Here is an 18,324-nt window from a genome sequence, read left to right on the forward strand (position 1 = left end):
AGAGGGGCGGGGGAACGATTGGGGGGCCGATCGAGACAAGAAAGAGTGATATGAACAATTGCGGAAACAAACGCGGGCGCAGCCTTTGCTCCCGATCCGTCGCGGGTGGCTTCAGCCTGTTCGCGACGGCTCCCCTGCTTGCGCAGCCCGCGCTGGCACAGACCCCAAATCCCCTGCTGCCGCACAATCTGTCGCCATGGGGAATGTTCCTCAATGCCGACATCGTCGTGAAAGGGGTGTTGATCGGGCTCGCCTTCGCTTCGCTGGTGACGTGGACGGTCTGGCTCGCCAAGAGCATCGAGCTGCGCCTTGCGCGCAATCGTGCGAAACGCCGGATCGACATGCTGGAACAAGGCGGCAGTCTGCGTGAAGCGGTGGACGCATGCGACGGCGACCGCGACGCCATCGCGCAGCTGATCCTCTCGACCGCGCGCGAGGCGGAACTGTCCGGCGGCATCGTCGATGATGGCTTCAAGGAGCGCGTCGCGTTGCGGCTCGAGCGTGTGGAAGCGGCGGTGACGCGGCAGACCTCGCGGGGCGTCGGCATCCTCGCCACCATCGGCGCCACCGCGCCCTTTGTCGGGCTGTTCGGCACGGTCTGGGGCATCATGAACTCTTTTATCGGGATTTCCGAATCTCACACCACCAACCTCGCGGTGGTGGCGCCCGGCATCGCCGAGGCGCTGCTGGCGACTGCGCTCGGACTCGTTGCCGCAATTCCGGCGGTCGTGATCTACAACCACCTCGCCCGCGTGATCGCGGGATATCGCGTCTTGCTGGGCGACGCCTCGGCGCAATTGCTGCTCATGATCAGCCGGGGCCAGCGCGGACGGACCATGTCGCTGCCGCACGCGGCGGAGTGACGGCCATGGCGATGCGTCTCGGCTCACGCTCCGGCGGCGACGATCTCGAAATCCAGCACGAGATCAACGTCACGCCCTTCATCGATGTCATCCTGGTGCTGCTGATCATCTTCATGGTGGCGGCGCCACTTGCGACCGTCGATATCGGCGTCAATTTGCCGGCCAGCACCGCGCCGGAACAGCCGCGGCCGGACAAACCGGTTTTCGTCACCATCAAGCCGGACCAGACCGTTGCAGTCGGTGACACCATCATCGATCATCTGGCGCTTCCCGGAGCGCTCGATGCGGCGACCAACAGTCACAGGGATGAAACGATCTTCATCCGTGCCGACAAGACGCTGAGCTATGGCGAGCTGATGGAGGTCATGAACATCATGCGTGACACCGGCTATCTGAAGCTCGCTTTGGTCGGACTGGAAACGCCGGCAACCAAGCCATGAACGCGCACACGCTGCATCTGCCCGAGGGACGGGGCGTCTCGCGCTGGAGTATTGCCGGCCTGACGGTCCTGTTCGCGCATGCGGTGCTTATCGCCGGCGTCGTGTTCTGGTCCACCCGCCGGCCGCCGGCCGAGCCCAATATGATCCCCGCCATCACCGTGACGCTCGCGCCGGTCGAGGCCAGCTCGCCTGAAATCCAGGACCAGGACATCGCGATCGGGCCGGCCATGCAGCAGGCCGAAGAGGTGCCGCAAGAGCCGCCCAAGCAGGAGAAACCCGTCGAACAGGTGGAGCAGCCACCACCGCCGCAGCAGCAGGCCGAGGTCACCTTGCCGCAGGAAGCGCCCAAGCAGGTCGAGCAGCCGAAGCCGGAGCCCGAGCCGCCGGCGCCCGAAACCCGCGCGCCGCCGAAAACCCAGCACATCGGACAATTCAGTCAGGCCAGCGCCAACGCCTACAACGCACTGGTGTTCGGTCATTTGCAACGGTTCAAGCGCTATCCCGCGGCCGCGCGCGGCGCCTCCGGCACCGTCACGGTGCGGTTTGAACTGAATCGTGCCGGCGACGTCATTGACAGCGAGGTGGCAAAGACGTCCGGGAATGCGGTGCTCGACCACGAGGCGCTCGATCTCCTCCAGCGCGCCAGCCCGTTCCCGGCGTTTCCGGCCGCCAAGCCGCAGGCGCGGGACAGCTACCTTGCGCCGGTGAGTTTCGCCCGCTAGCGCTGCGCGACTAGGCGCGCCGCGCCTTGCTCCAGTCAGGCGCGACCACGCCCGACACGCCCTCAAACGCGCCGTCGACGAGTTCGAACACCAGGACGCGCGCGGCATCGACCGGGCCCGGCATGGTGATGCGGCCCTTGGCGACCTGCTTGAAGCCGACGCGGCTGTAATAGGGTTCGTCGCCGACCAGCAGCACGAGGCGGTGACCCTTGTCCCCCGCGTCCTTCAGCGCGCGCTCCATCAGCAGCCGGCCGATGCCGCGGCTGCGGAACGGCGGCTCGACGGTCAGCGGCCCGAGCAGCAGCGCCGGCGTCTCGCCGATCAGGATCGGCAATTGCCTGACCGACCCCACCAGCAATGTGCCGATGCGGGCAGTGAAGGAGACGTCGCGCAGATGGTCGACGTGCTCGCGGATGCGATAGGCGCTGAGCACGAAACGGCCAGGGCCGAAGGTACGCTCGTGCAGCCGCTCGATCGCCTGGGCGTCGCCTGGAGCTTCGGGACTGATGGTGACTGAGAGATCGGTCATAATTGTTTCGCGATTAGCATCTGGAGGTCAGGACGTCCATGGCAGTGCCCGGCGTCAGTTCCTTTTCGGCGCCGGCTGGGACAGATAGGCCAGCATCTTCATCTCGCGCCGCCCCCGCGTCACGGTGTCGAGCACGAGGCCCGACGAGACCGACAGCATTGCCACGATCATCAGGCCCGTCGACAGGATGGCGGTCGGGAAACGCGGCACGAGTCCGGTCTCGATGAAGGTGATGACGATCGGGATCGACAGCAGCACCGACGCCGCCGCCAGCAGGATGCCGATGGCCCCGAAGAAGCGCAGCGGCTTTTCCGCGCGATAGAGCTTCAGCATGGTGCCGAAAATGCGAAAACCGTCGCGCCAGGTGTTGAGTTTCGAGAAAGAACCCTCGGGCCGCGCGTAATAGGGCGTCTCGAGTTCGGCGACCGGCAGCGACAATTCCAGTGCGTAGACCGCGAACTCGGTTTCGATCTCGAAACCATCCGACAGCACCGGGAATGATTTGACGAAGCGGCGCGAGAACACGCGGTAGCCGGACAGGATGTCCTGGAAGTCGCGACCGAAGGTCCAGGCCAGAAATCCGGTCAGCATGCGGTTGCCGGTGCGGTGGCCGAGGCGGTAGGCGGCTTGCGACTGGTCGATGCGCAGCCCGACCACCATGTCGAGATGCTCGTCGACCAGCTTGTCGATCATGAGCGGGGCGCTCGGCGCATCGTAGGTGGCGTCGCCGTCGACCAGCACGTAGATGTCGGCCTCGACGTCGGCGAACATGCGGCGCACGACGTGGCCCTTGCCCTGCCGCCGCTCGCTGCGCACGATCGCGCCGGCGTCGCGCGCGACGGAAGCGGTGCGGTCGCGCGAATTGTTATCGTAGACATAGATCTCCGCCGCGGGCAGCGCATTGCGGAAATCGGCGACGACGGTCGCGACCGCCGCCTCCTCGTTGTAGCAGGGCACCAGCACGGCGATGCGGGGGTGCACTGACGTCATCGCGGCAGCGCTCTCACGCTGGCCGGCTCGCAGCCAGCCGACGCAGCCTCACGCGCCTCGGCGGGCTGCAACAGCCGGGCGAACGACAGCGTCCACAGCGACAGCATCGCGATCGGCACGACGTAGTACGGCGTGAAGATCGGGTGGCTCAGGAAGAAGCCGAGATTAACGACGAGGTTGCCGGCGACGACGAGCGCTGCCTGCCGCACATGCTCTTCGCCAGTCCGCAGCAGTGAGAGCGTCGCGCCGATCGCAAGCACGATCAGCACGAACTGCATGTCGCGCAGATACTGGCCGAGCACGGCGAAGTCCAAGCCCGGTGCGACCACGTCGGCGCTGCCGTAGGTCGTCGCCAGCGCACTGCCGGCGTTGATGGCTTGTGCGGCCAATGTCGGCGCCATGCCGACGAGCACACCGGCCCCGAAGGCGAGGCCCTGCACGAACGTCGCGAGCGAGCGCGTCCACAGGAAGGGAATGCCGAGGAACAGGAAATAGCCGGCCGCGAGCAGCGCGTTCGGCAATCTGAAATTGACGGATGCGCCGAGCAGGAGACCGATCAGCGCGATCAACAGCACGCTGCGTTTGTCCCTGACCAGCCACAGCGCGGTCAGGAAGCCCGAGACGGCGCACAGCGCCATGGTCGGCGCGACCGAATAGCTCGCCTTGGCCGGATTGATCATGAGATACACGGCCAGCGCGCCGAACACGCCTGCACCTGATATCGAGGGTAACGTCCGCGCCATGGCAATGCCTGAGAGCGCCAGGCCGCACACGATCAGGCTCGCCGCAATGTAGAGCGGCACGACCTGGTGCCCTTCCGGAAACAGCGCCAGCAGAAAGCCAGTGCCGGGCGGATATTGCATCACGACCTTGCCGCTCGGCATCGGGTTGTGACAGGGCCAGCGGACCGGATCCTTCCACTCGGCGAATCCGATCTCCTTCATCTTGCCTTCGAAATAGCGATCGTCGTCCCTGACCGCGTTGGTGTCGAGCCCGCCGACGCCGAAGCGCTGGAACAGATGCGCCTGCCGGAGGTAGCAGATGTCGTCATAGACCCCGCGCGCCTCGCTCCAGCGCGACATTGTCGCAATGTTGCTGGCGAGGATCGCGAGGCAGATCAGGCCGAAGGCAAGTTTTACGATTTTCATCCGGTTTCCGTGGCGCTCATACGGACGGGTTACTAGCATAGCCCGCCCTCAGCGCCACGTCGCCGTTACGGGCTTGCCGTCGAGCACCTCCGCGAGCCGCAGCCGCGTGCCGGGCGTGGTCCCCTCGGGGAGCGCGGCCCTGTTGAAGAAGCCGCAGTCGATGATCTCGCGGTTGGGTGCCGGCAGCCCGTCCTGCCGGAAATGCCTGACCACGTAGACCGCGACATGGTCGCGGCGGGAGACGTGGCTGTTGAGAAAGATGCCGTGCAGCACGGCCTCCCCGGTCAGGTCGATGTCGCCCTCCTCCTTGAGCTCGCGGCGCATCGCCTGTTCCATGGTCTCGCCATGGTCGACGCCGCCGCCGGGCAGATACCATCCGCTGACGTAGCTGTGCTTGACCAGGAACACTCTGTTGTCGGCATCGAGCACCACCGCACGGACGCCGAGCGTCATGCCGCGAACCAGCAGGAAATAGACGTGGAAGAATCGCCGGAGCAGCGGCTCGAACTTCCGACGGATCCGGTTCAGACGCTCTCCCATCAGTCTCTCAGGCTTCCCTTGCGTGATGCGCGCGACCTTGCCATTACAGCATGGGAATAGCGAGGCAATCGCGCGCGCGATGACATCTTTCATGGCACCTTTCACACTCGCCCATCTGTCCGACCCGCATCTGCCGCCGCTGCCGAAGCCGCGGCTGATCGAGCTCGCGGGCAAGCGCGCGCTCGGCTACGTCAACTGGACGCGCAACCGCCACAGATACCAGCGCCGCGATGTGCTCGACGCGCTGGTCACGGACATGCAGGCGCAGGCGCCCGACCAGATCGCGGTGACAGGCGATCTCGTCAATCTGGCGATGGAGGCGGAGTTCGCGCCGGCGCGCGCCTGGCTCGACGGCGTCGGCCCGCCCGACCGCGTAACCACGATTCCCGGCAATCACGACGCCTATGTCCGCGCCACCTTTCATCGCTTCGGCGAGACCTTTGCGCCCTATATCGCGAGCGACGATGGCAGCATCGGCTTTCCTTCCGTGCGCCGCCGCGGGCCGGCCGCACTGATCAGTCTCTCCAGCGCAGTACCGACGCCGCCTCTGATGGCGACGGGCACGCTTGGGCGCGATCAACTCGATGCGCTCGAACAAGTGCTCGACCAGCTCGCAGCCGAGAATGTCTTCCGCGTGCTGCTGGTGCATCATCCCCTGAAATCCGAGGCGCGCCAGAAGCGGCTGACGGATTCCATAGCCCTGCAGGCGTTGTTGAAGCGCCATGGCGTCGAATTGATCCTGCACGGGCACGACCACATTCACTCGACGATGTGGGTCGAAGGCCCCAATGGCAACATCCCCGCGATCGGCGTGCCGTCGGCCTCGGCGCTTGCACACGGGCGCTATCCTGCGGCGGCGTATAATCTGTTCGCGATCGAGAAGGACAATGCCGGCTGGCGCTGCGAGCAGATCGTGCGGAGCATCGATCATGGTTTGCAGATCCGGGAGATCAAGCGCACGCGGCTGATGTAATTCCTCATCATTGCGAACGGACGGAGGGTTTTTCACCAGCTCCGCAACGCCGCAACCACGGCAACACCGAACAGCGCGACCGCACCCAGGATGAAGCCGAACACGAACGGCCACACCCGCGAGCGGCGGGGCGGCTCGGCGACCTCCGGCTTCGGCTCTGGCGGGATCACCATCGCATGCTCGCGCTCGATCATGCGGCGGGCGACGTAGTCGGTCACGGCCTCCACGATGACAGCGGTGTCGTGCGATTCGGCGAGCACGATGCGACCGAAGCGGGTGTCCTGGACGAAGCGGTACATCCTCTTGTCGCGCCCCATCATGATATGGGCGACAACGTCGATCCAGAGCCTCGGCGTATCGCCCTGGCTGATGCCGCGGTCGAACAGATCGATCTGATCAGGCACTTGCGCGAACAGCGGATCGAGCGCGTCGTTGAGGATCTCGAGCCGCGCCACCTCGGCGTCGCGCAAATCGACCACCACGCCAGTCCGGTCAGCGGCCTCGATCCGCGCGCGCAACAGCGCGTCGCGCAGCCGCACCGGGCGCGGCTGGCCGGGATGGGTCCCGCTGGTCTCGGGCTCTGACATTGTCGGCCTCGTCCTCGACTTTCCTCCATTAACCTACCAGCAACCATTGCGTCCGCAAAGGGCCCATCATTCCAGATACTTACGGTACCCACAGGCCGTAAATGTGTGCCAAAAACAGACGATCCCACCCGGCTTGCGCCGGATGGGACCCTCCGTCCTTGGACGTCTTCTTATAAGTAAGTCAGGCAGCCGTCAGGCCGAGACCCGCGACGGCTCTTCCACGATCGAGAAGCGGACGCCGGCCTTGTGGCGGTTCTCTTCCGAAACTGAGCGCCAGGCATCCTCGGCTTCCTTGCGGGTCTTGAACGGACCCTGCACCTGGGCCGAGCCTTCCACGAGCTTATGGAAGTTCATCGAGCCGAACTCGCCGCCGATCACCCAGAAATTGCTGCCTTTGGTCATTGTCAGTCTCCTGTCGCGTGGCGTTAGCCGAACTGGTTCATTGTGTTGTGGGCACCGCCCGCCTTCAGAGCGGCTTCGCCGGCGAAGTATTCCTTGTGGTCGTCGCCAATGTCGGAGCCGGCCATGTTCTGGTGCTTGGCGCAGGCGATGCCCTGACGGATCTCCTGTCGCTGAACATTCTTCACGTAGCCGAGCATGCCCTGCTCGCCGAAATACTCGCGTGCGAGGTTGTCGGTCGACAGCGCTGCCGTATGATAGGTCGGCAACGTGATCAGGTGGTGGAAGATGCCGGCACGCTTGGCCGAATCCGCCTGGAAGGTGCGGATGCGCTCGTCGGCTTCGATCGCCAGCGGCGTCTCGTCGTATTCCGGCTTCATCAGCTCGGCGCGGTTGTACCTGCTGACATCCTTGCCCGCTTCCTTCATCGCGTCGTAGACCTGCCAACGGAAGTTGAGCGTCCAGTTGAACGAGGGCGAGTTGTTGTAGGCGAGCTTCGCGTTCGGAACGACCTTGCGGATGCGGTCGACCATCTTGGCGATCTGCTCGATATGCGGCTTCTCGGTCTCGATCCAGAGCAGGTCGGCACCGTTTTGCAGCGAGGTGATGCTGTCGAGCACGCAGCGGTCTTCGCCCGTGCCGGGACGGAACTGATAGAGGTTCGAGGGCAGCCGCTTCGGACGCATCATCTTGCCGTTGCGGTTGATGATGACGTCGCCGTTGCGGGCATTCTCCGCCGTGATCTCCTCGCAATCCAGGAAGCTGTTGTAGAGGTCACCGAGGTCGCCCGGCTTGTGGCTGACGGCGATCTGCTGCGTCAGGCCGGCGCCGAGCGAGTCCGTGCGGGTGACGACGATGCCGTCTTCGATGCCGAGTTCGAGGAAGGCGTGGCGGCAGGCGCGGATCTTGGCCAGGAAGACCTCGTGCGGCACCGTGACCTTGCCGTCCTGGTGGCCGCACTGCTTCTCGTCGGAGACCTGGTTCTCGATCTGGAGCGCGCAGGCACCCGCCTCGATCATCTTCTTGGCGAGCAGATAGGTCGCCTCGGCGTTGCCGAAGCCGGCGTCGATGTCCGCAATGACGGGCACGACATGGGTCTGGAAGTTGTCGATCTTCGCGATCAGCTCCTTCTCGCGGGTCTTGTCGCCTTCCTTGCGCGCCATATCGAGGCTGCGGAAGATGTCGTTCATCTCACGCGAGTCGGCCTGACGCAGGAAGGTGTAGAGCTCTTCGATCAGCGCCGGCACCGAGGTCTTCTCGTGCATCGACTGGTCGGGCAGCGGTCCGAACTCGGAGCGCAGCGCCGCGATCATCCAGCCGGAGAGGTAGAGGTAGCGGCGCTCGGTCTTGCCGCCAAAGTGCTTCTTGATCGAGATCAGCTTCTGCTGGGCGATGAAGCCGTGCCAGCAGCCCAGCGACTGGGTGTACTTGGTCGGATCGGCATCATAGGCCGCCATGTCGGCCCGCATCAGCGCTGCGGTGTAGCGGGCGATGTCCAGACCGGTCTTGAAGCGGTTCTGCAGGCGCATGCGCGCGACGGCCTCGGCCGACACGCCGTTCCAGGTCGGCTGGGTCTCGAGGAGTGCCTGAGCCGCATCGACTTCGCTCTGATACGAGGCCGGGCCCTGGAGGGTGTTGATGCCGCGGGGCTGATAGTTCATGTGCCTGCTCTCTCTTCTCGACATTTTTGACAGTGCATTGCGAAAGGCGTGACATGAGCTAAACGCGAGAAAGAGAAGTTCGTATAGAGGCCTTGTATTTGAATGGTGATGTCATGTAACATGAATACTTGTAATAGTTGTAATTTTGTAATTTTTGTAAAAAGATGGGGCAGCGCGCCTGCCCTTAACATGTCTGGAGACCCGCTAATGGCCGCCGAGTCCGGGAAAAAGCTGTTCGTCGGTCCGCGCTTTCGGCGCATCCGCCAGCAATTGGGGCTGTCGCAGACCCAGATCGCCGAGGGGCTCGGAATCTCGCCGAGCTATGTCAATCTGATCGAGCGGAACCAGCGCCCGGTGACGGCGCAGATCCTGCTGCGGCTGGCCGAAACCTACGACCTCGATTTGCGCGATCTCGCCACCGCCGACGAGGACCGCTTCTTCGCCGAGCTCAACGAGATCTTCTCCGATCCGCTGTTCCGCCAGATCGACGTGCCCAAGCAGGAACTGCGCGACCTCGCCGAGCTCTGCCCCGGCGTCACCCATGCGCTGCAACGGCTCTATGCCGCCTATACCGAGGCGCGCCAGGGCGAGACGCTGGCGGCAGCGCAAATGGCCGACCGCGACGTCGGCACGCGCTACGAGGCCAATCCGGTCGAGCGCGTCCGCGAGCTGATCGAGGCCAACCGCAACTATTTTCCGGAGCTCGAGCAGGCCGCGGAGACCGTTCGCGATGAGCTGAACGTCCCGCCCGAAGGGCTTTATGCCGCGCTCGCCGCGCGCCTGCGCGAAAAACACTCGATCCAGACCCGCATCATGCCGGTGGACGTGATGCGTGAAACCTTGCGGCGTTTCGACCGCCATCGCCGCCAGCTCCTGATCTCCGAGTTGGTCGATCCGGCCGGCCGCGCCTTCCAGCTCGCCTTTCAGCTCGGGCTTGGCGAATGCACGCCGCATCTGGAGACCATCATCGGCCGCGCCGGCCCGCTCGACGACACGCCGCGCCGGCTGTTCCGCATCACGCTCGGCAATTATTTTGCGGCGGCCGTGATGATGCCCTACCCGGCCTTCCTCGCGGCTGCCGAAGCGCTCAATTACGACATACATTTGCTGGCGCAGCGTTTCAATTCCGGCTTCGAGCAGGTCTGCCATCGCCTCACCACGTTGCAGCGGCCGAACGCCCGCGGCATTCCGTTCTTCCTGCTGCGTGTCGACAATGCCGGCAACGTGTCGAAGCGCTTCTCGTCCGGCACGTTTCCGTTCTCGAAATTCGGCGGCACATGTCCGCTGTGGAACGTGCACTCGACCTTCGACACGCCGGATCGCCTGCTCAAGCAGGTGATCGAGCTGCCCGACGGCAACCGCTATTTCTCGATCGCGCAGATGGTGCGCCGCCCCGTCGCGCCGCACCCGCTGCCGCAGCCGCGCTTCGCCATCGGCCTCGGCTGCGAGATCCGCCACGCCGCACGCCTGACCTACGCCGCCGGCATGGACCTGGAGAAAACGGAAGGCACGCCGATCGGCGTCAACTGCCGGCTCTGCGAGCGCGAAAATTGCGCCCAGCGCGCCGAGCCGCCGATCACGCGCACGCTGATTTTGGACGAGACGACGCGGCGGGTGTCGAGTTTCGCGTTCTCGAATGCAAGGGAGTTGTGAGGGGGCACTCTCCCTCTCCCCGCTTGCGGGGCTAGCTTGGGCACACATTTTTGGCGAGGAAGAAGCCTTGGGCGATGGCTCGGAAGCGTTCGAGCCCGTCGCGCATTGTGATTGGGCCGTTGGATTTGTCGCTCTCGTAACCGGTCCAGCCACCGAGGCGGGCGATGGTCCAGCCGGCCCAAGCAAGGCTGCTTGGTATATGGGGATTTTGCTGTTTGGCGGTGCGGCCCCGCAAACGTTCCTGCAAGGCCGATAGAACCTGCATTTCGCGATCGTCAAAGACGTGCGAGGCAGGTTGGCTATCGTCGAGCGAGGCGCGCGCGAGCACGAGTTGCATGGTTTGGCACGCGGCGATGAGAGCGATAACGGCGAGCTTTTCCAGCGCCGCGCCTTCGGCAAGAACGCTCGCCTCGAGATCAAGGCCTTGGCGCTTCACGGTCCTGAACAATTGTTCGACATGCCAGCGCTGGCGGTACCAGCCGATCACCGTTGGCGCGGCGCGTGGGGATCGGAGCAGGATGCTGGCCGACAGACGACGACCGTTCCGAACCGCACCGCCAACTGCGCTTGACGAGCCTGGCGCTTGCCTGCCCGCGCCGGCAGATCGATCGCCAAGCGATGTTGCTCGGGCAGTGCCGCCATGGTCGCAAACAGAGCGCGGTCGCCTGTTGTTGCACGATCCCGGCACGCGCGGCTCAACAGATGCGTGCGACGATCCGGCAGGCGAGCCCACTTCTCATAAATGTCTCCTTCGCGATCGTCGATCACTGTGATCATGCTCGCCTTGGTCAGGCCCCATTTGGCCCGCCGCGGGCCCTTCACCCATCGATAGGATTCCTTTTCCTCAATCGGCTGCTTGCGATAGTCGGCGGCCTTGGTTTTAAAGCGGCGCCAGACCTGCACGTCGGCCAGGCCCAGACAGTGACCTGTTTCTGCATCAACCGTCAGAACGGGATGCACGAACAGGCCGACGTCACGGCCATTGCCCACCCGGCCGAGATCGCGCTTGCGCCCTCGCTTGGCCTCATAGTTGATCTCGCTGGTATCCTGGATCGCCAGGACGTGCCGGCCGGCCGCAATCTCACGCAGACGCGCTCGCGCGCGGATCACCATCTTGTCGACCGTGACCCGCTCATTCATCAAAAAGCGCCGAAATTTGACCTTCTCGGCGCGATCCTCGCCAAGTTTGCGCAGACAAACCGTCTGTCGCTCGCAGACACGCGCAAGCAACAGAGCGCCATTTTTTTAAGACGCTCGTCGCCGAAATAGCCGATATCCATCTCCGCCATCGCTCCGCTGCCAGAATCACGACGGCCTACACAGAATCACAGGCGATTCATTCTGTGCAAGAGATCTGTGCCCAAGCTAGCCCCGCTTGCGGGGAGAGGGTCGGGGTGAGGGGGAGTCTCCGAGGGTACGGTAAGAGTTAGACTCGCGGAGAGTCCCCCTCACCCGAAATCCGCGCTACGCGCGCATTTCGGCCTCTCCCCGCAAGCGGGGAGAGGCGAAGGCAGCAACTACGCCAGCGTATGCACGATCACCGGCCCCGCCGCGGCACTCGCGTGCCCTGCCAGCAGAGACCCTAGATCCTTCTCGATCCAGGCGATGGCGCGCTTGTTCGCCTCCTCGGCCTGCTCGAACTTGTCGAAGATCGAGATCGCGGTCACCGTGTCGTCACCGGCATAGACCACGTAATAGGCCCTAAAGCCCTCGACGTCGCTGATGATCGGAACGGCGCCGTCCTTGATGCGGCGCGCCAACTCTTCGGCGCTCCCGCTCTTCGCCTTGGCCTGACGGATGGCGGCATACATGGCATCCTCCTTCCGGCTATCGATGTGGGGGCATGGTGCCCGGCTCCGATCTTACGCCGAAGCGCGCGGCCAATCCACGCTTGGTTAACCCCGCCCTAATCCGCCCGTGCGATCTGTAACCAACGATTAAGCACGCCTCAACATCGCTGCCTTAGTCTCGCCCCACTCATTTTTCGCAAACAACGGCAGCCTATCCTGCCGCGTGAAGTGACATCAGGGGGTTCATCATGCGCATTGCGTTGCTGCTGACCGCGACCATTGTCGGCGCGCTCTTCGCCAATCCATCCAAGGCCGGCTCGCTCGACGCTGCGTCCGCCGACACCGCGCAGGCGCTGCCGCCCGGTTTCCAGAGCTACCGCGGCTACATGTTCGACCTGTCGGAGGCCTCCGACCGCAAGGACGTCGACAAGCTCACCAACAATCTGAAGCAGCAGATCGACGTCGTCGAGAACGCCGGGCTCTCCCCGCGCGTGCTGCGCTTCTTCCATACCGTCCCGATCATCGCAAGCGAGCTGGCCTGCCTCGACGAAGGCGCCGCAACCGCGTGCTACGGCCGGGTCACGCCGGACATCCAGCGCACCGCGCCGCGCACGCTGACGGTTTGGGACCACGACAAGCAGCGCTGGACCAATCCGAATGCCGTCGACCTCGCGGTCGATTCCGGGCTCGGCGTGATCATGATCCGTCCGGACATGATGCGTTACGAGAAAGAGGCCGTGCTGCTCCACGAGATGCTGCATGCCTATCACGCTCGGCTGCTGCCCGACGGCTACGCCAACAAGGGCGTGATCGCCTATTATGCCTACGCCAAGTCCAAGGACCTGCTGCCCAAGGAAGCCTATGCGATGAAGAATCACATGGAATTCTTTGCCGTGACCGCCAGCATCTTCCTGGCCGGCAAGAGCGATGTCCAGGATCCCAAGACCCGTGAAGCGCTCAAGGAGAAGATGCCCGACTATTACAAATATCTGGTCGGCGTGTTCGGCTTCGATCCCGATCCGGCAGCAAGCTCGAGCGGACCGGTCGCCTCGTTGAAGTAAGGCAGACCTTGAAGTGAGCTAGACTTGGTGCAGCTCGCGCCGAACCAAAGCCACAAGCCGCGCGACATGCGCGGCTTTTCTGTTTTGGTAACCGGAAGCTGCGGATGACGCGCGGGCGGCAATTGCCAAGCAGGTAGCCGATCTGCATAGTCCCGCCGCATCGATTGGGATTGTTTCGAAGAGGATAGAAGATATGGCGGACGCCGACCTGGATGTCGTGATCCGGCAACTGGCCAGACAGCTGCATACGGGCCTGATGTCCCGCGCCAAGGAGCGGCGGGATCGTTTCACCGGCCTTGCGGCCAAGGCCAAGGGCAAGGAGACCAGCGTCCGCTTCAAGATGATGGCCAAGGCCACCATGGAGCAGGCCACCGCCGCCGCCAGGCGCCTCCAGATGTCCGCAGACAACGTCGCCGACAGCTACGCCCGCGCGATGCGGCTGGCCGCCAGCACGCCCGTCGAGGTGAAGGCGGAGAAGCCGGCCAAGGCCAAGCCGGCGAAGAAGGCTGCGAAGGCCAAGAAGGCAAAAGCGAAGAAGGCGAAGTAAGCCCGCCGCTCTATCCGCTGGCGGCAAGATCTCACCGCCGCGGTGTGGAGACCTGAGTCGGCTCGGCGCGGGCAAGCTCAGCGAGTTTGGCGCGCGCGGCGTCGCGCGTGCGGCCGTCCTTGATGGGCGGCAACGTAGCGGCGGCTTCGAGATCTGCACGGGCATCATCGGCCTGGCCGCGGGCCAGAAGCGCAAGGCCGCGGTCGAGGCGAGACTGCGGGTCCGTCGGATCAAGGCGGACCGCTGTGCTGAAGCTCAAAATCGCGCGGTCGAGATCGCCCTTGGCAGCGAGCGCGAGACCCCGCTCGTAATAGGGCACCGCGGGCTTGGGATCGAGCGCGATCGCCTCGTCGTAATCGGCAATCGCAAGGCCCGGCTCGCCGTTCTGCCGGTACGCCTGCGCGCGGTCGCGATAGAGCGAGGCGCGGTTGGGATTGAGGCGGATGGCCTCATTGAAATCGGCGATCGCCCGGCCGTGGTCGCCGTGGCGCAGCGCGATCCGCCCGCGTCCCTCATAGGCGAAGGCGATCAGAGAGCCGCGAAACGGCGAGAAGCTGATCACGGCCGAGCAGATGTCGGGCTCGTCCTCGTCGCCGCAATTCACGGCCGTATGCGTGGACAGGCCGATGGCCACGCCCAGGACGATCAACAATGGCACGGCAGTTCTGGTCATCTTCGGCGGTGACCGGCGGGAGGCCGGCCACGCATCCCCTTTCGAAGGAACACTCTCGCAGAGGTGTTAGCACCGGCCGAACCGGCCCTCTGTGCGCCAGATCACAAGCCGGCAAAATCCGGCCGGTTCCATGTCAGCCCCAAGGGCCGCGTGCCGGACCATTTGACGGACCGCGCGAGGACGAGCGGCCCCACGGGCCCTGCGGCGGATAGTTTTCGTTGGCACCGACCGACGGCGCGGCCTGCGTGCCGAGCTCGGTCGCGAGCTGCCGGAGCGCCGCAATGCGATTCTGCGTCGACGGATGTGTGGCGAAGAGATTGTCGACGCCGTGGCCCGACAGCGGATTGACGATGAACATGTGCGCGGTCGCGGGGTTTCGCTCGGCCTCGACATTCGGCACCTGATGCGCCGCGTTCTCGATCTTGACCAGCGCGGACGCCAGCCACATCGGCTGGCCGGCGATGCGCGCACCGAGATTGTCGGCGGCATATTCGCGGGTACGGCTGATCGCCATCTGCACCAGCATGGCGCCCAGCGGCGCCAGGATCATCATCAGGATCGAGCCGACGATGCCGAGGCCGTTGTTGTTGCGATTGCCGCCGAAGAACATGCCGAACTGCGCCAGCATGGAGATCGCGCCCGCAATGGTCGCGGTAACAGTCATCAGCAGCGTGTCGTGGTTCTTGATGTGCGCGAGCTCGTGCGCGATGACGCCGGCAAGCTCCTCGCGGCTGAGCTGTCGCATCAGCCCGGTGGTGACGGCAACTGCGGCGTTCTCGGGATTACGGCCGGTCGCAAACGCATTGGGCTGCGGCTCGTCCATCAGGAACACGCGTGGCATCGGTAAGCCTGCGCGGCCCGCAAGCTCTGCGACGAGGCCGACCAGCTCCGGCGCCGTCGAACGGTCGACCTCATGGGCGCCGTACATCGAAAGCACCATGCGGTCCGAGTTCCAGTAGGTGAAGAGATTGGTCGCCGCCGCAATGACGAGCGCGATCATGGCGCCGGCGGCGCCGCCAATCAGATAGCCCACCCCCATGAACAGGGCGGTGAGGCCTGCGAGAAGCATTGCGGTACGAAAATAGTTCATGGCCGTCTCCCGAAGCCGGCCGTGGCCGCTAGAGGCGCAGTGGCCGGCAAACATCAGGTAGGAATGCCCCCCGCTGGCCCGCAAGGTTTTCAGGGTGCGGCTGGGAGACGCGGCACTTGACCCAGCCCGGGACACCCGGGCACGATCGGCATCATGCTATTCGAGGTTGTCGGAGAGATCACCGCGGTCGAAACCTTCGCCAGCGGCTCGGGCATCCGCGAGATCGCCCGCCTGCGACGGATCTATGGACGTGGACGATGGCGCAAACGCAAGGGCATCGCGGAGGTGCGATTATCCAATGGCTCTACCCATCTCGCTGAGATACACTGGTATGAGGCTGCCGGCATCGGCCGCAAGGAATTCAAGATCAAGAGCCTGCTCTGACCAACATGACGAAATCGCGAGGCAAGCAACTGGTGATCTGCGTGGACAATGAGGGCTACGCGGCGTCGCTTGAGAAGCGCAAGATCTATGTGACGCTACGCGATCCGGCGGCCGAGAAACTCGACATGCTGCGGATCGTCGATGAGTCCGGCGAGGACTACCTCTATCCGAAGTCCTTCTTTCGCGAGATCGCCCTTCCCCTCGCAGTGAAACGCGCCGTATTGGCGGCCTAGCAGCTCCCCGACAGCACCAGAGATATCGATGCCGATGAACTGCCTTGGTTCTCGCCTTGCGGTCGCAACGATTGCGGTCTCGTTCGCCCTCGCACTTCCCGCCTCCGCCCAATTCGCGCCGCCCCCGGCAAAGCCGGCCGCCCCAAGGGCCACCTCGCCCTCGCCGCGCGCGGCATCGTGCCACAACGGGGCGAGCTTCGATCGCTTCCTCGCAGACGTGAAGAGCCAGGCGGTTGCTGCCGGCGTGGCGCAGCACACGATCGCGGAGGCCTCGCCCTATCTCGTCTACGACCAGGGCATCGTCAACCGCGACCGCGGCCAGCGCGTGTTCGGCCAGCTCTTCACCGAATTTGCTGGCCGTATGGCCGCGCCCTATCGCATGCAGAACGGCCAGCAGCACATCAAGCAACACGCAGCGGCGTTCGCGCGCGCCGAGAAGGAATACGGCGTGCCGCCGGCGGTGATCGCCGCATTCTGGGGGCTGGAGAGCGATTTCGGCGTCAACATGGGCAATCTGCCGACGTTGAAATCGCTGGTGTCGCTCGCTTATGACTGCCGGCGTTCGGAGATGTTCGTGAACGAGACCATCGCCGCGCTGAAGGTCATCGACCGCGGCGATCTCACGCCCGACGAGATGATCGGCTCCTGGGCCGGCGAGCTCGGCCAGACGCAATTTCTGCCGACGCATTACGTCAACTACGCCGTCGATTATGATGGCGACGGGCGGCGCGACCTCTTGCGCAGCGAGGACGACGTGATCGGCTCGACCGCGAATTACATCGCCAACGGATTGAAGTGGCGCCGCGGCGAGCCATGGCTGGAAGAGATCAAGGTGCCGCAAAACCTGCCATGGGATCAGACCGATCTCAGTGTGCAGCTGCCGCGCGCGAAATGGGCGCAGTTCGGGGTCACCTATCCCGACGGCCGTCCACTGCCGAACGACAACCTCGCGGCGTCCGTGCTGCTGCCGATGGGGCACAACGGGCCGGCCTTCATGGCGTACGCGAATTTCGCAGCCTATACCGAATGGAATAATTCGCTGATCTATTCGACCACAGCGGGCTATCTCGCTTCGCGCATTGCGGGCGCCGCCCCAATGCGCAAGCCTGCCGGGCACGTGGCGCAACTGCCGTTCAACGAACTCAAGCAATTGCAGCAGCTTCTGGTCCAAGCCGGCTTCAATGTCGGCAAGGTCGACGGCGTGCTGGGCCAGCAGAGCCGCGCCGCCGTGAAGGCGATGCAGATCAAATACGGCCTGCCGGCCGATTCCTGGCCGACCGCGGAGCTATTGGCCCGCATGCGCGGCGGCACGGCGCAGGCGCAGCCTCCGGCGATGGTGCGGTAGGATTTTCGCACCGCACAAGCCGCTTCTGCGATTGTATTTTTCCATGAGGCTCCCATGTGAGTGGCTCAGGTTTTCTCCTGAGTTTCCCCTCATTCGAGCGAGCATCACATGTCCTTCCATGACGCCGTCGTCCCCGCCTATCTGCAGATGCTGAACAGCCTGACCGGCCTGCTCACCAAAGCCGAGGCGCATTGCGCGGCCAAAAAGATCGACCCCGGCGTCCTGCTCGGCTCGCGCCTCTTTCCGGACATGCTGCCGCTGTCGAAGCAGATCCAGCTCGTCAGCGATTTCGCCGCCAAGGGCTGCGCACGGCTGACGCATAGCGAGGTGCCTTCGACGCCCGACACAGAAAAGACGTTTGAGGAGCTGAAGCAGCGGCTCGCCAAGACGATCGACTACGTCAAATCGTTCAAGCCGGAGCAGTTCGACGGCGCCGATGCCAAGGATGTGACCTTCCCGGCGGGCCCGGACCGGTCCATGACGCTCAAAGGCCAGCAGTTCTTCAGCGCCGTCTCGCTGCCGAACTTCTATTTCCATGCCACGACCGCCCACGGCATTTTGCGTCACAACGGCGTCGAGATCGGCAAGCGCGATTTCCTCGGGGTGAACTGAGCTTGCGGGGCCGCGGCAGCTGAAATCCGCTGCCGCGGCTCAAATTGCACATGAATTATGCTGCGCGGGCGTTGCCGCGCAACT

The 18,324-nt window shown here is 64.4% G+C and carries 23 protein-coding genes; 11 read left to right on the top strand and 12 right to left on the bottom strand.

The window, feature by feature from the left end; translation table 11 throughout:
- The first annotated feature begins 50 nt into the window (after nt 1-50).
- Genes exbB through JJE66_RS28735 form a run of 3 tightly spaced genes read left to right on the top strand, consistent with a single transcriptional unit; the run spans nt 51 to nt 2,025 of the window.
- The gene (exbB, locus tag JJE66_RS28725; RefSeq protein ID WP_200517812.1) at nt 51-863 is read left to right on the top strand and encodes a tonB-system energizer ExbB; all 813 of its coding nucleotides are present in this window, start codon (nt 51-53) and stop codon (nt 861-863) included.
- A gap of 5 nt (nt 864-868) precedes the next feature.
- The gene (gene exbD, locus JJE66_RS28730) at nt 869-1,303 is read left to right on the top strand and encodes a TonB system transport protein ExbD (protein ID WP_200517813.1); all 435 of its coding nucleotides are present in this window, start codon (nt 869-871) and stop codon (nt 1,301-1,303) included.
- Entirely contained in the window at nt 1,300-2,025 is a 726-nt protein-coding gene (locus JJE66_RS28735; protein ID WP_200517814.1) for an energy transducer TonB, read from the top strand. Before exbD ends, JJE66_RS28735 begins: the two co-directional genes overlap by 4 nt.
- Before the next feature lie 10 nt (nt 2,026-2,035).
- On the opposite strand, the gene JJE66_RS28740 is transcribed toward JJE66_RS28735, so the two are convergent.
- Genes JJE66_RS28740 through JJE66_RS28755 form a run of 4 tightly spaced genes read right to left on the bottom strand, consistent with a single transcriptional unit; the run spans nt 2,036 to nt 5,232 of the window.
- Nucleotides 2,036-2,554, bottom strand: a complete 519-nt coding sequence (locus tag JJE66_RS28740) for a GNAT family N-acetyltransferase (RefSeq protein WP_200517815.1) — start codon at nt 2,552-2,554, stop codon at nt 2,036-2,038.
- Between the two features lie 54 nt (nt 2,555-2,608).
- Nucleotides 2,609-3,544, bottom strand: a complete 936-nt coding sequence (locus JJE66_RS28745; protein ID WP_200517816.1) for a glycosyltransferase family 2 protein — start codon at nt 3,542-3,544, stop codon at nt 2,609-2,611.
- Entirely contained in the window at nt 3,541-4,692 is a 1,152-nt protein-coding gene (locus JJE66_RS28750) for a hypothetical protein (RefSeq protein WP_200517817.1), read from the bottom strand. The genes JJE66_RS28745 and JJE66_RS28750 overlap by 4 nt, the downstream gene beginning before the upstream one ends.
- A gap of 48 nt (nt 4,693-4,740) precedes the next feature.
- Complete coding sequence (locus JJE66_RS28755) at nt 4,741-5,232, bottom strand: NUDIX domain-containing protein (protein WP_200518870.1); 492 nt, start codon at nt 5,230-5,232, stop codon at nt 4,741-4,743.
- Between the two features lie 91 nt (nt 5,233-5,323).
- Here JJE66_RS28755 and JJE66_RS28760 point away from each other — a divergent pair, with 91 nt between their 5' ends.
- Nucleotides 5,324-6,205, top strand: coding sequence for a metallophosphoesterase (locus JJE66_RS28760; protein ID WP_200517818.1), 882 nt, complete (start codon nt 5,324-5,326; stop codon nt 6,203-6,205).
- 32 nt (nt 6,206-6,237) lie between these two features.
- On the opposite strand, the gene JJE66_RS28765 is transcribed toward JJE66_RS28760, so the two are convergent.
- From JJE66_RS28765 to JJE66_RS28775, 3 genes are all read right to left on the bottom strand, one after another.
- A complete protein-coding gene (locus JJE66_RS28765) occupies nt 6,238-6,792 on the bottom strand; it encodes a hypothetical protein (RefSeq protein WP_200517819.1) in 555 nt (184 codons plus the stop codon).
- Between the two features lie 192 nt (nt 6,793-6,984).
- Nucleotides 6,985-7,194, bottom strand: coding sequence for a hypothetical protein (locus JJE66_RS28770; RefSeq protein ID WP_008137787.1), 210 nt, complete (start codon nt 7,192-7,194; stop codon nt 6,985-6,987).
- A 23-nt stretch (nt 7,195-7,217) separates the two neighbouring features.
- Nucleotides 7,218-8,852, bottom strand: a complete 1,635-nt coding sequence (locus JJE66_RS28775) for an isocitrate lyase (RefSeq protein ID WP_200517820.1) — start codon at nt 8,850-8,852, stop codon at nt 7,218-7,220.
- 207 nt (nt 8,853-9,059) lie between these two features.
- On the opposite strand from JJE66_RS28775, the gene JJE66_RS28780 reads away from it, so the two are divergent.
- Nucleotides 9,060-10,505: a short-chain fatty acyl-CoA regulator family protein gene (locus JJE66_RS28780; protein ID WP_200517821.1), complete on the top strand. Its 1,446-nt coding sequence runs from the start codon at nt 9,060-9,062 to the stop codon at nt 10,503-10,505.
- Between the two features lie 31 nt (nt 10,506-10,536).
- On the opposite strand, the gene JJE66_RS28785 is transcribed toward JJE66_RS28780, so the two are convergent.
- The 3 genes from JJE66_RS28785 to JJE66_RS28795 all read right to left on the bottom strand — a co-directional run bounded on the left by JJE66_RS28785 (nt 10,537) and on the right by JJE66_RS28795 (nt 12,316).
- The gene (locus JJE66_RS28785; protein ID WP_200514980.1) at nt 10,537-10,992 is read right to left on the bottom strand and encodes a hypothetical protein; all 456 of its coding nucleotides are present in this window, start codon (nt 10,990-10,992) and stop codon (nt 10,537-10,539) included.
- Nucleotides 10,989-11,645 (bottom strand): hypothetical protein, encoded by a 657-nt coding sequence (locus JJE66_RS28790; RefSeq protein ID WP_200514979.1) that lies wholly within the window; start codon nt 11,643-11,645, stop codon nt 10,989-10,991. Before JJE66_RS28790 ends, JJE66_RS28785 begins: the two co-directional genes overlap by 4 nt.
- Nucleotides 11,646-12,022: 377 nt before the next feature.
- A complete protein-coding gene (locus tag JJE66_RS28795; protein WP_200517822.1) occupies nt 12,023-12,316 on the bottom strand; it encodes an antibiotic biosynthesis monooxygenase in 294 nt (97 codons plus the stop codon).
- A 227-nt stretch (nt 12,317-12,543) separates the two neighbouring features.
- Between JJE66_RS28795 and JJE66_RS28800 the strand changes: the two genes are divergently transcribed.
- Both JJE66_RS28800 and JJE66_RS28805 read left to right on the top strand, forming a co-directional pair.
- Nucleotides 12,544-13,356, top strand: a complete 813-nt coding sequence (locus JJE66_RS28800) for a hypothetical protein (RefSeq protein ID WP_200517823.1) — start codon at nt 12,544-12,546, stop codon at nt 13,354-13,356.
- A gap of 193 nt (nt 13,357-13,549) precedes the next feature.
- Nucleotides 13,550-13,903 carry a hypothetical protein gene (locus JJE66_RS28805; RefSeq protein WP_200517824.1) on the top strand — a complete coding sequence of 118 codons (354 nt, stop codon included), beginning with the start codon at nt 13,550-13,552 and terminating at the stop codon, nt 13,901-13,903.
- A gap of 31 nt (nt 13,904-13,934) precedes the next feature.
- Here JJE66_RS28805 and JJE66_RS28810 read toward each other — a convergent pair whose 3' ends face one another.
- A complete protein-coding gene (locus JJE66_RS28810; RefSeq protein WP_200517825.1) occupies nt 13,935-14,576 on the bottom strand; it encodes a tetratricopeptide repeat protein in 642 nt (213 codons plus the stop codon).
- 133 nt (nt 14,577-14,709) lie between these two features.
- Nucleotides 14,710-15,666, bottom strand: coding sequence for a zinc metalloprotease HtpX (gene htpX / locus JJE66_RS28815; RefSeq protein WP_200517826.1), 957 nt, complete (start codon nt 15,664-15,666; stop codon nt 14,710-14,712).
- Between the two features lie 153 nt (nt 15,667-15,819).
- Between htpX and JJE66_RS28820 the strand changes: the two genes are divergently transcribed.
- From JJE66_RS28820 to JJE66_RS28835, 4 genes are all read left to right on the top strand, one after another.
- On the top strand, nt 15,820-16,050 hold the full coding sequence (locus tag JJE66_RS28820) for a hypothetical protein (protein ID WP_200517827.1): 231 nt from the start codon (nt 15,820-15,822) through the stop codon (nt 16,048-16,050).
- A gap of 5 nt (nt 16,051-16,055) precedes the next feature.
- A complete protein-coding gene (locus JJE66_RS28825; RefSeq protein ID WP_200517828.1) occupies nt 16,056-16,283 on the top strand; it encodes a hypothetical protein in 228 nt (75 codons plus the stop codon).
- Nucleotides 16,284-16,317: 34 nt separating this feature from the next.
- Nucleotides 16,318-17,628: a lytic murein transglycosylase gene (locus tag JJE66_RS28830; protein ID WP_409362852.1), complete on the top strand. Its 1,311-nt coding sequence runs from the start codon at nt 16,318-16,320 to the stop codon at nt 17,626-17,628.
- 108 nt (nt 17,629-17,736) lie between these two features.
- Complete coding sequence (locus JJE66_RS28835; protein WP_200517830.1) at nt 17,737-18,240, top strand: DUF1993 family protein; 504 nt, start codon at nt 17,737-17,739, stop codon at nt 18,238-18,240.
- Nucleotides 18,241-18,324 lie beyond the last annotated feature (84 nt).

Source organism: Bradyrhizobium diazoefficiens (genome assembly GCF_016612535.1).
Taxonomy (GTDB): domain Bacteria; phylum Pseudomonadota; class Alphaproteobacteria; order Rhizobiales; family Xanthobacteraceae; genus Bradyrhizobium; species Bradyrhizobium diazoefficiens_C.

What these genes read in the sequence shown, in the direction of transcription:
- exbB (WP_200517812.1), top strand. Translation starts at nt 51, where the DNA reads ATGAACAATTGCGGAAACAAACGCGGGCGCAGCCTTTGCTCCCGATCC.
- exbD (WP_200517813.1), top strand. Translation starts at nt 869, where the DNA reads ATGGCGATGCGTCTCGGCTCACGCTCCGGCGGCGACGATCTCGAAATC.
- JJE66_RS28735 (WP_200517814.1), top strand. Translation starts at nt 1,300, where the DNA reads ATGAACGCGCACACGCTGCATCTGCCCGAGGGACGGGGCGTCTCGCGC.
- JJE66_RS28740 (WP_200517815.1), bottom strand. Translation starts at nt 2,554, where the DNA reads ATGACCGATCTCTCAGTCACCATCAGTCCCGAAGCTCCAGGCGACGCC.
- JJE66_RS28745 (WP_200517816.1), bottom strand. Translation starts at nt 3,544, where the DNA reads ATGACGTCAGTGCACCCCCGCATCGCCGTGCTGGTGCCCTGCTACAAC.
- JJE66_RS28750 (WP_200517817.1), bottom strand. Translation starts at nt 4,692, where the DNA reads ATGAAAATCGTAAAACTTGCCTTCGGCCTGATCTGCCTCGCGATCCTC.
- JJE66_RS28755 (WP_200518870.1), bottom strand. Translation starts at nt 5,232, where the DNA reads ATGGGAGAGCGTCTGAACCGGATCCGTCGGAAGTTCGAGCCGCTGCTC.
- JJE66_RS28760 (WP_200517818.1), top strand. Translation starts at nt 5,324, where the DNA reads ATGGCACCTTTCACACTCGCCCATCTGTCCGACCCGCATCTGCCGCCG.
- JJE66_RS28765 (WP_200517819.1), bottom strand. Translation starts at nt 6,792, where the DNA reads ATGTCAGAGCCCGAGACCAGCGGGACCCATCCCGGCCAGCCGCGCCCG.
- JJE66_RS28770 (WP_008137787.1), bottom strand. Translation starts at nt 7,194, where the DNA reads ATGACCAAAGGCAGCAATTTCTGGGTGATCGGCGGCGAGTTCGGCTCG.
- JJE66_RS28775 (WP_200517820.1), bottom strand. Translation starts at nt 8,852, where the DNA reads ATGAACTATCAGCCCCGCGGCATCAACACCCTCCAGGGCCCGGCCTCG.
- JJE66_RS28780 (WP_200517821.1), top strand. Translation starts at nt 9,060, where the DNA reads ATGGCCGCCGAGTCCGGGAAAAAGCTGTTCGTCGGTCCGCGCTTTCGG.
- JJE66_RS28790 (WP_200514979.1), bottom strand. Translation starts at nt 11,645, where the DNA reads ATGAATGAGCGGGTCACGGTCGACAAGATGGTGATCCGCGCGCGAGCG.
- JJE66_RS28795 (WP_200517822.1), bottom strand. Translation starts at nt 12,316, where the DNA reads ATGTATGCCGCCATCCGTCAGGCCAAGGCGAAGAGCGGGAGCGCCGAA.
- JJE66_RS28800 (WP_200517823.1), top strand. Translation starts at nt 12,544, where the DNA reads ATGCGCATTGCGTTGCTGCTGACCGCGACCATTGTCGGCGCGCTCTTC.
- JJE66_RS28805 (WP_200517824.1), top strand. Translation starts at nt 13,550, where the DNA reads ATGGCGGACGCCGACCTGGATGTCGTGATCCGGCAACTGGCCAGACAG.
- JJE66_RS28810 (WP_200517825.1), bottom strand. Translation starts at nt 14,576, where the DNA reads ATGACCAGAACTGCCGTGCCATTGTTGATCGTCCTGGGCGTGGCCATC.
- htpX (WP_200517826.1), bottom strand. Translation starts at nt 15,666, where the DNA reads ATGAACTATTTTCGTACCGCAATGCTTCTCGCAGGCCTCACCGCCCTG.
- JJE66_RS28820 (WP_200517827.1), top strand. Translation starts at nt 15,820, where the DNA reads ATGCTATTCGAGGTTGTCGGAGAGATCACCGCGGTCGAAACCTTCGCC.
- JJE66_RS28825 (WP_200517828.1), top strand. Translation starts at nt 16,056, where the DNA reads ATGACGAAATCGCGAGGCAAGCAACTGGTGATCTGCGTGGACAATGAG.
- JJE66_RS28830 (WP_409362852.1), top strand. Translation starts at nt 16,318, where the DNA reads ATGAACTGCCTTGGTTCTCGCCTTGCGGTCGCAACGATTGCGGTCTCG.
- JJE66_RS28835 (WP_200517830.1), top strand. Translation starts at nt 17,737, where the DNA reads ATGTCCTTCCATGACGCCGTCGTCCCCGCCTATCTGCAGATGCTGAAC.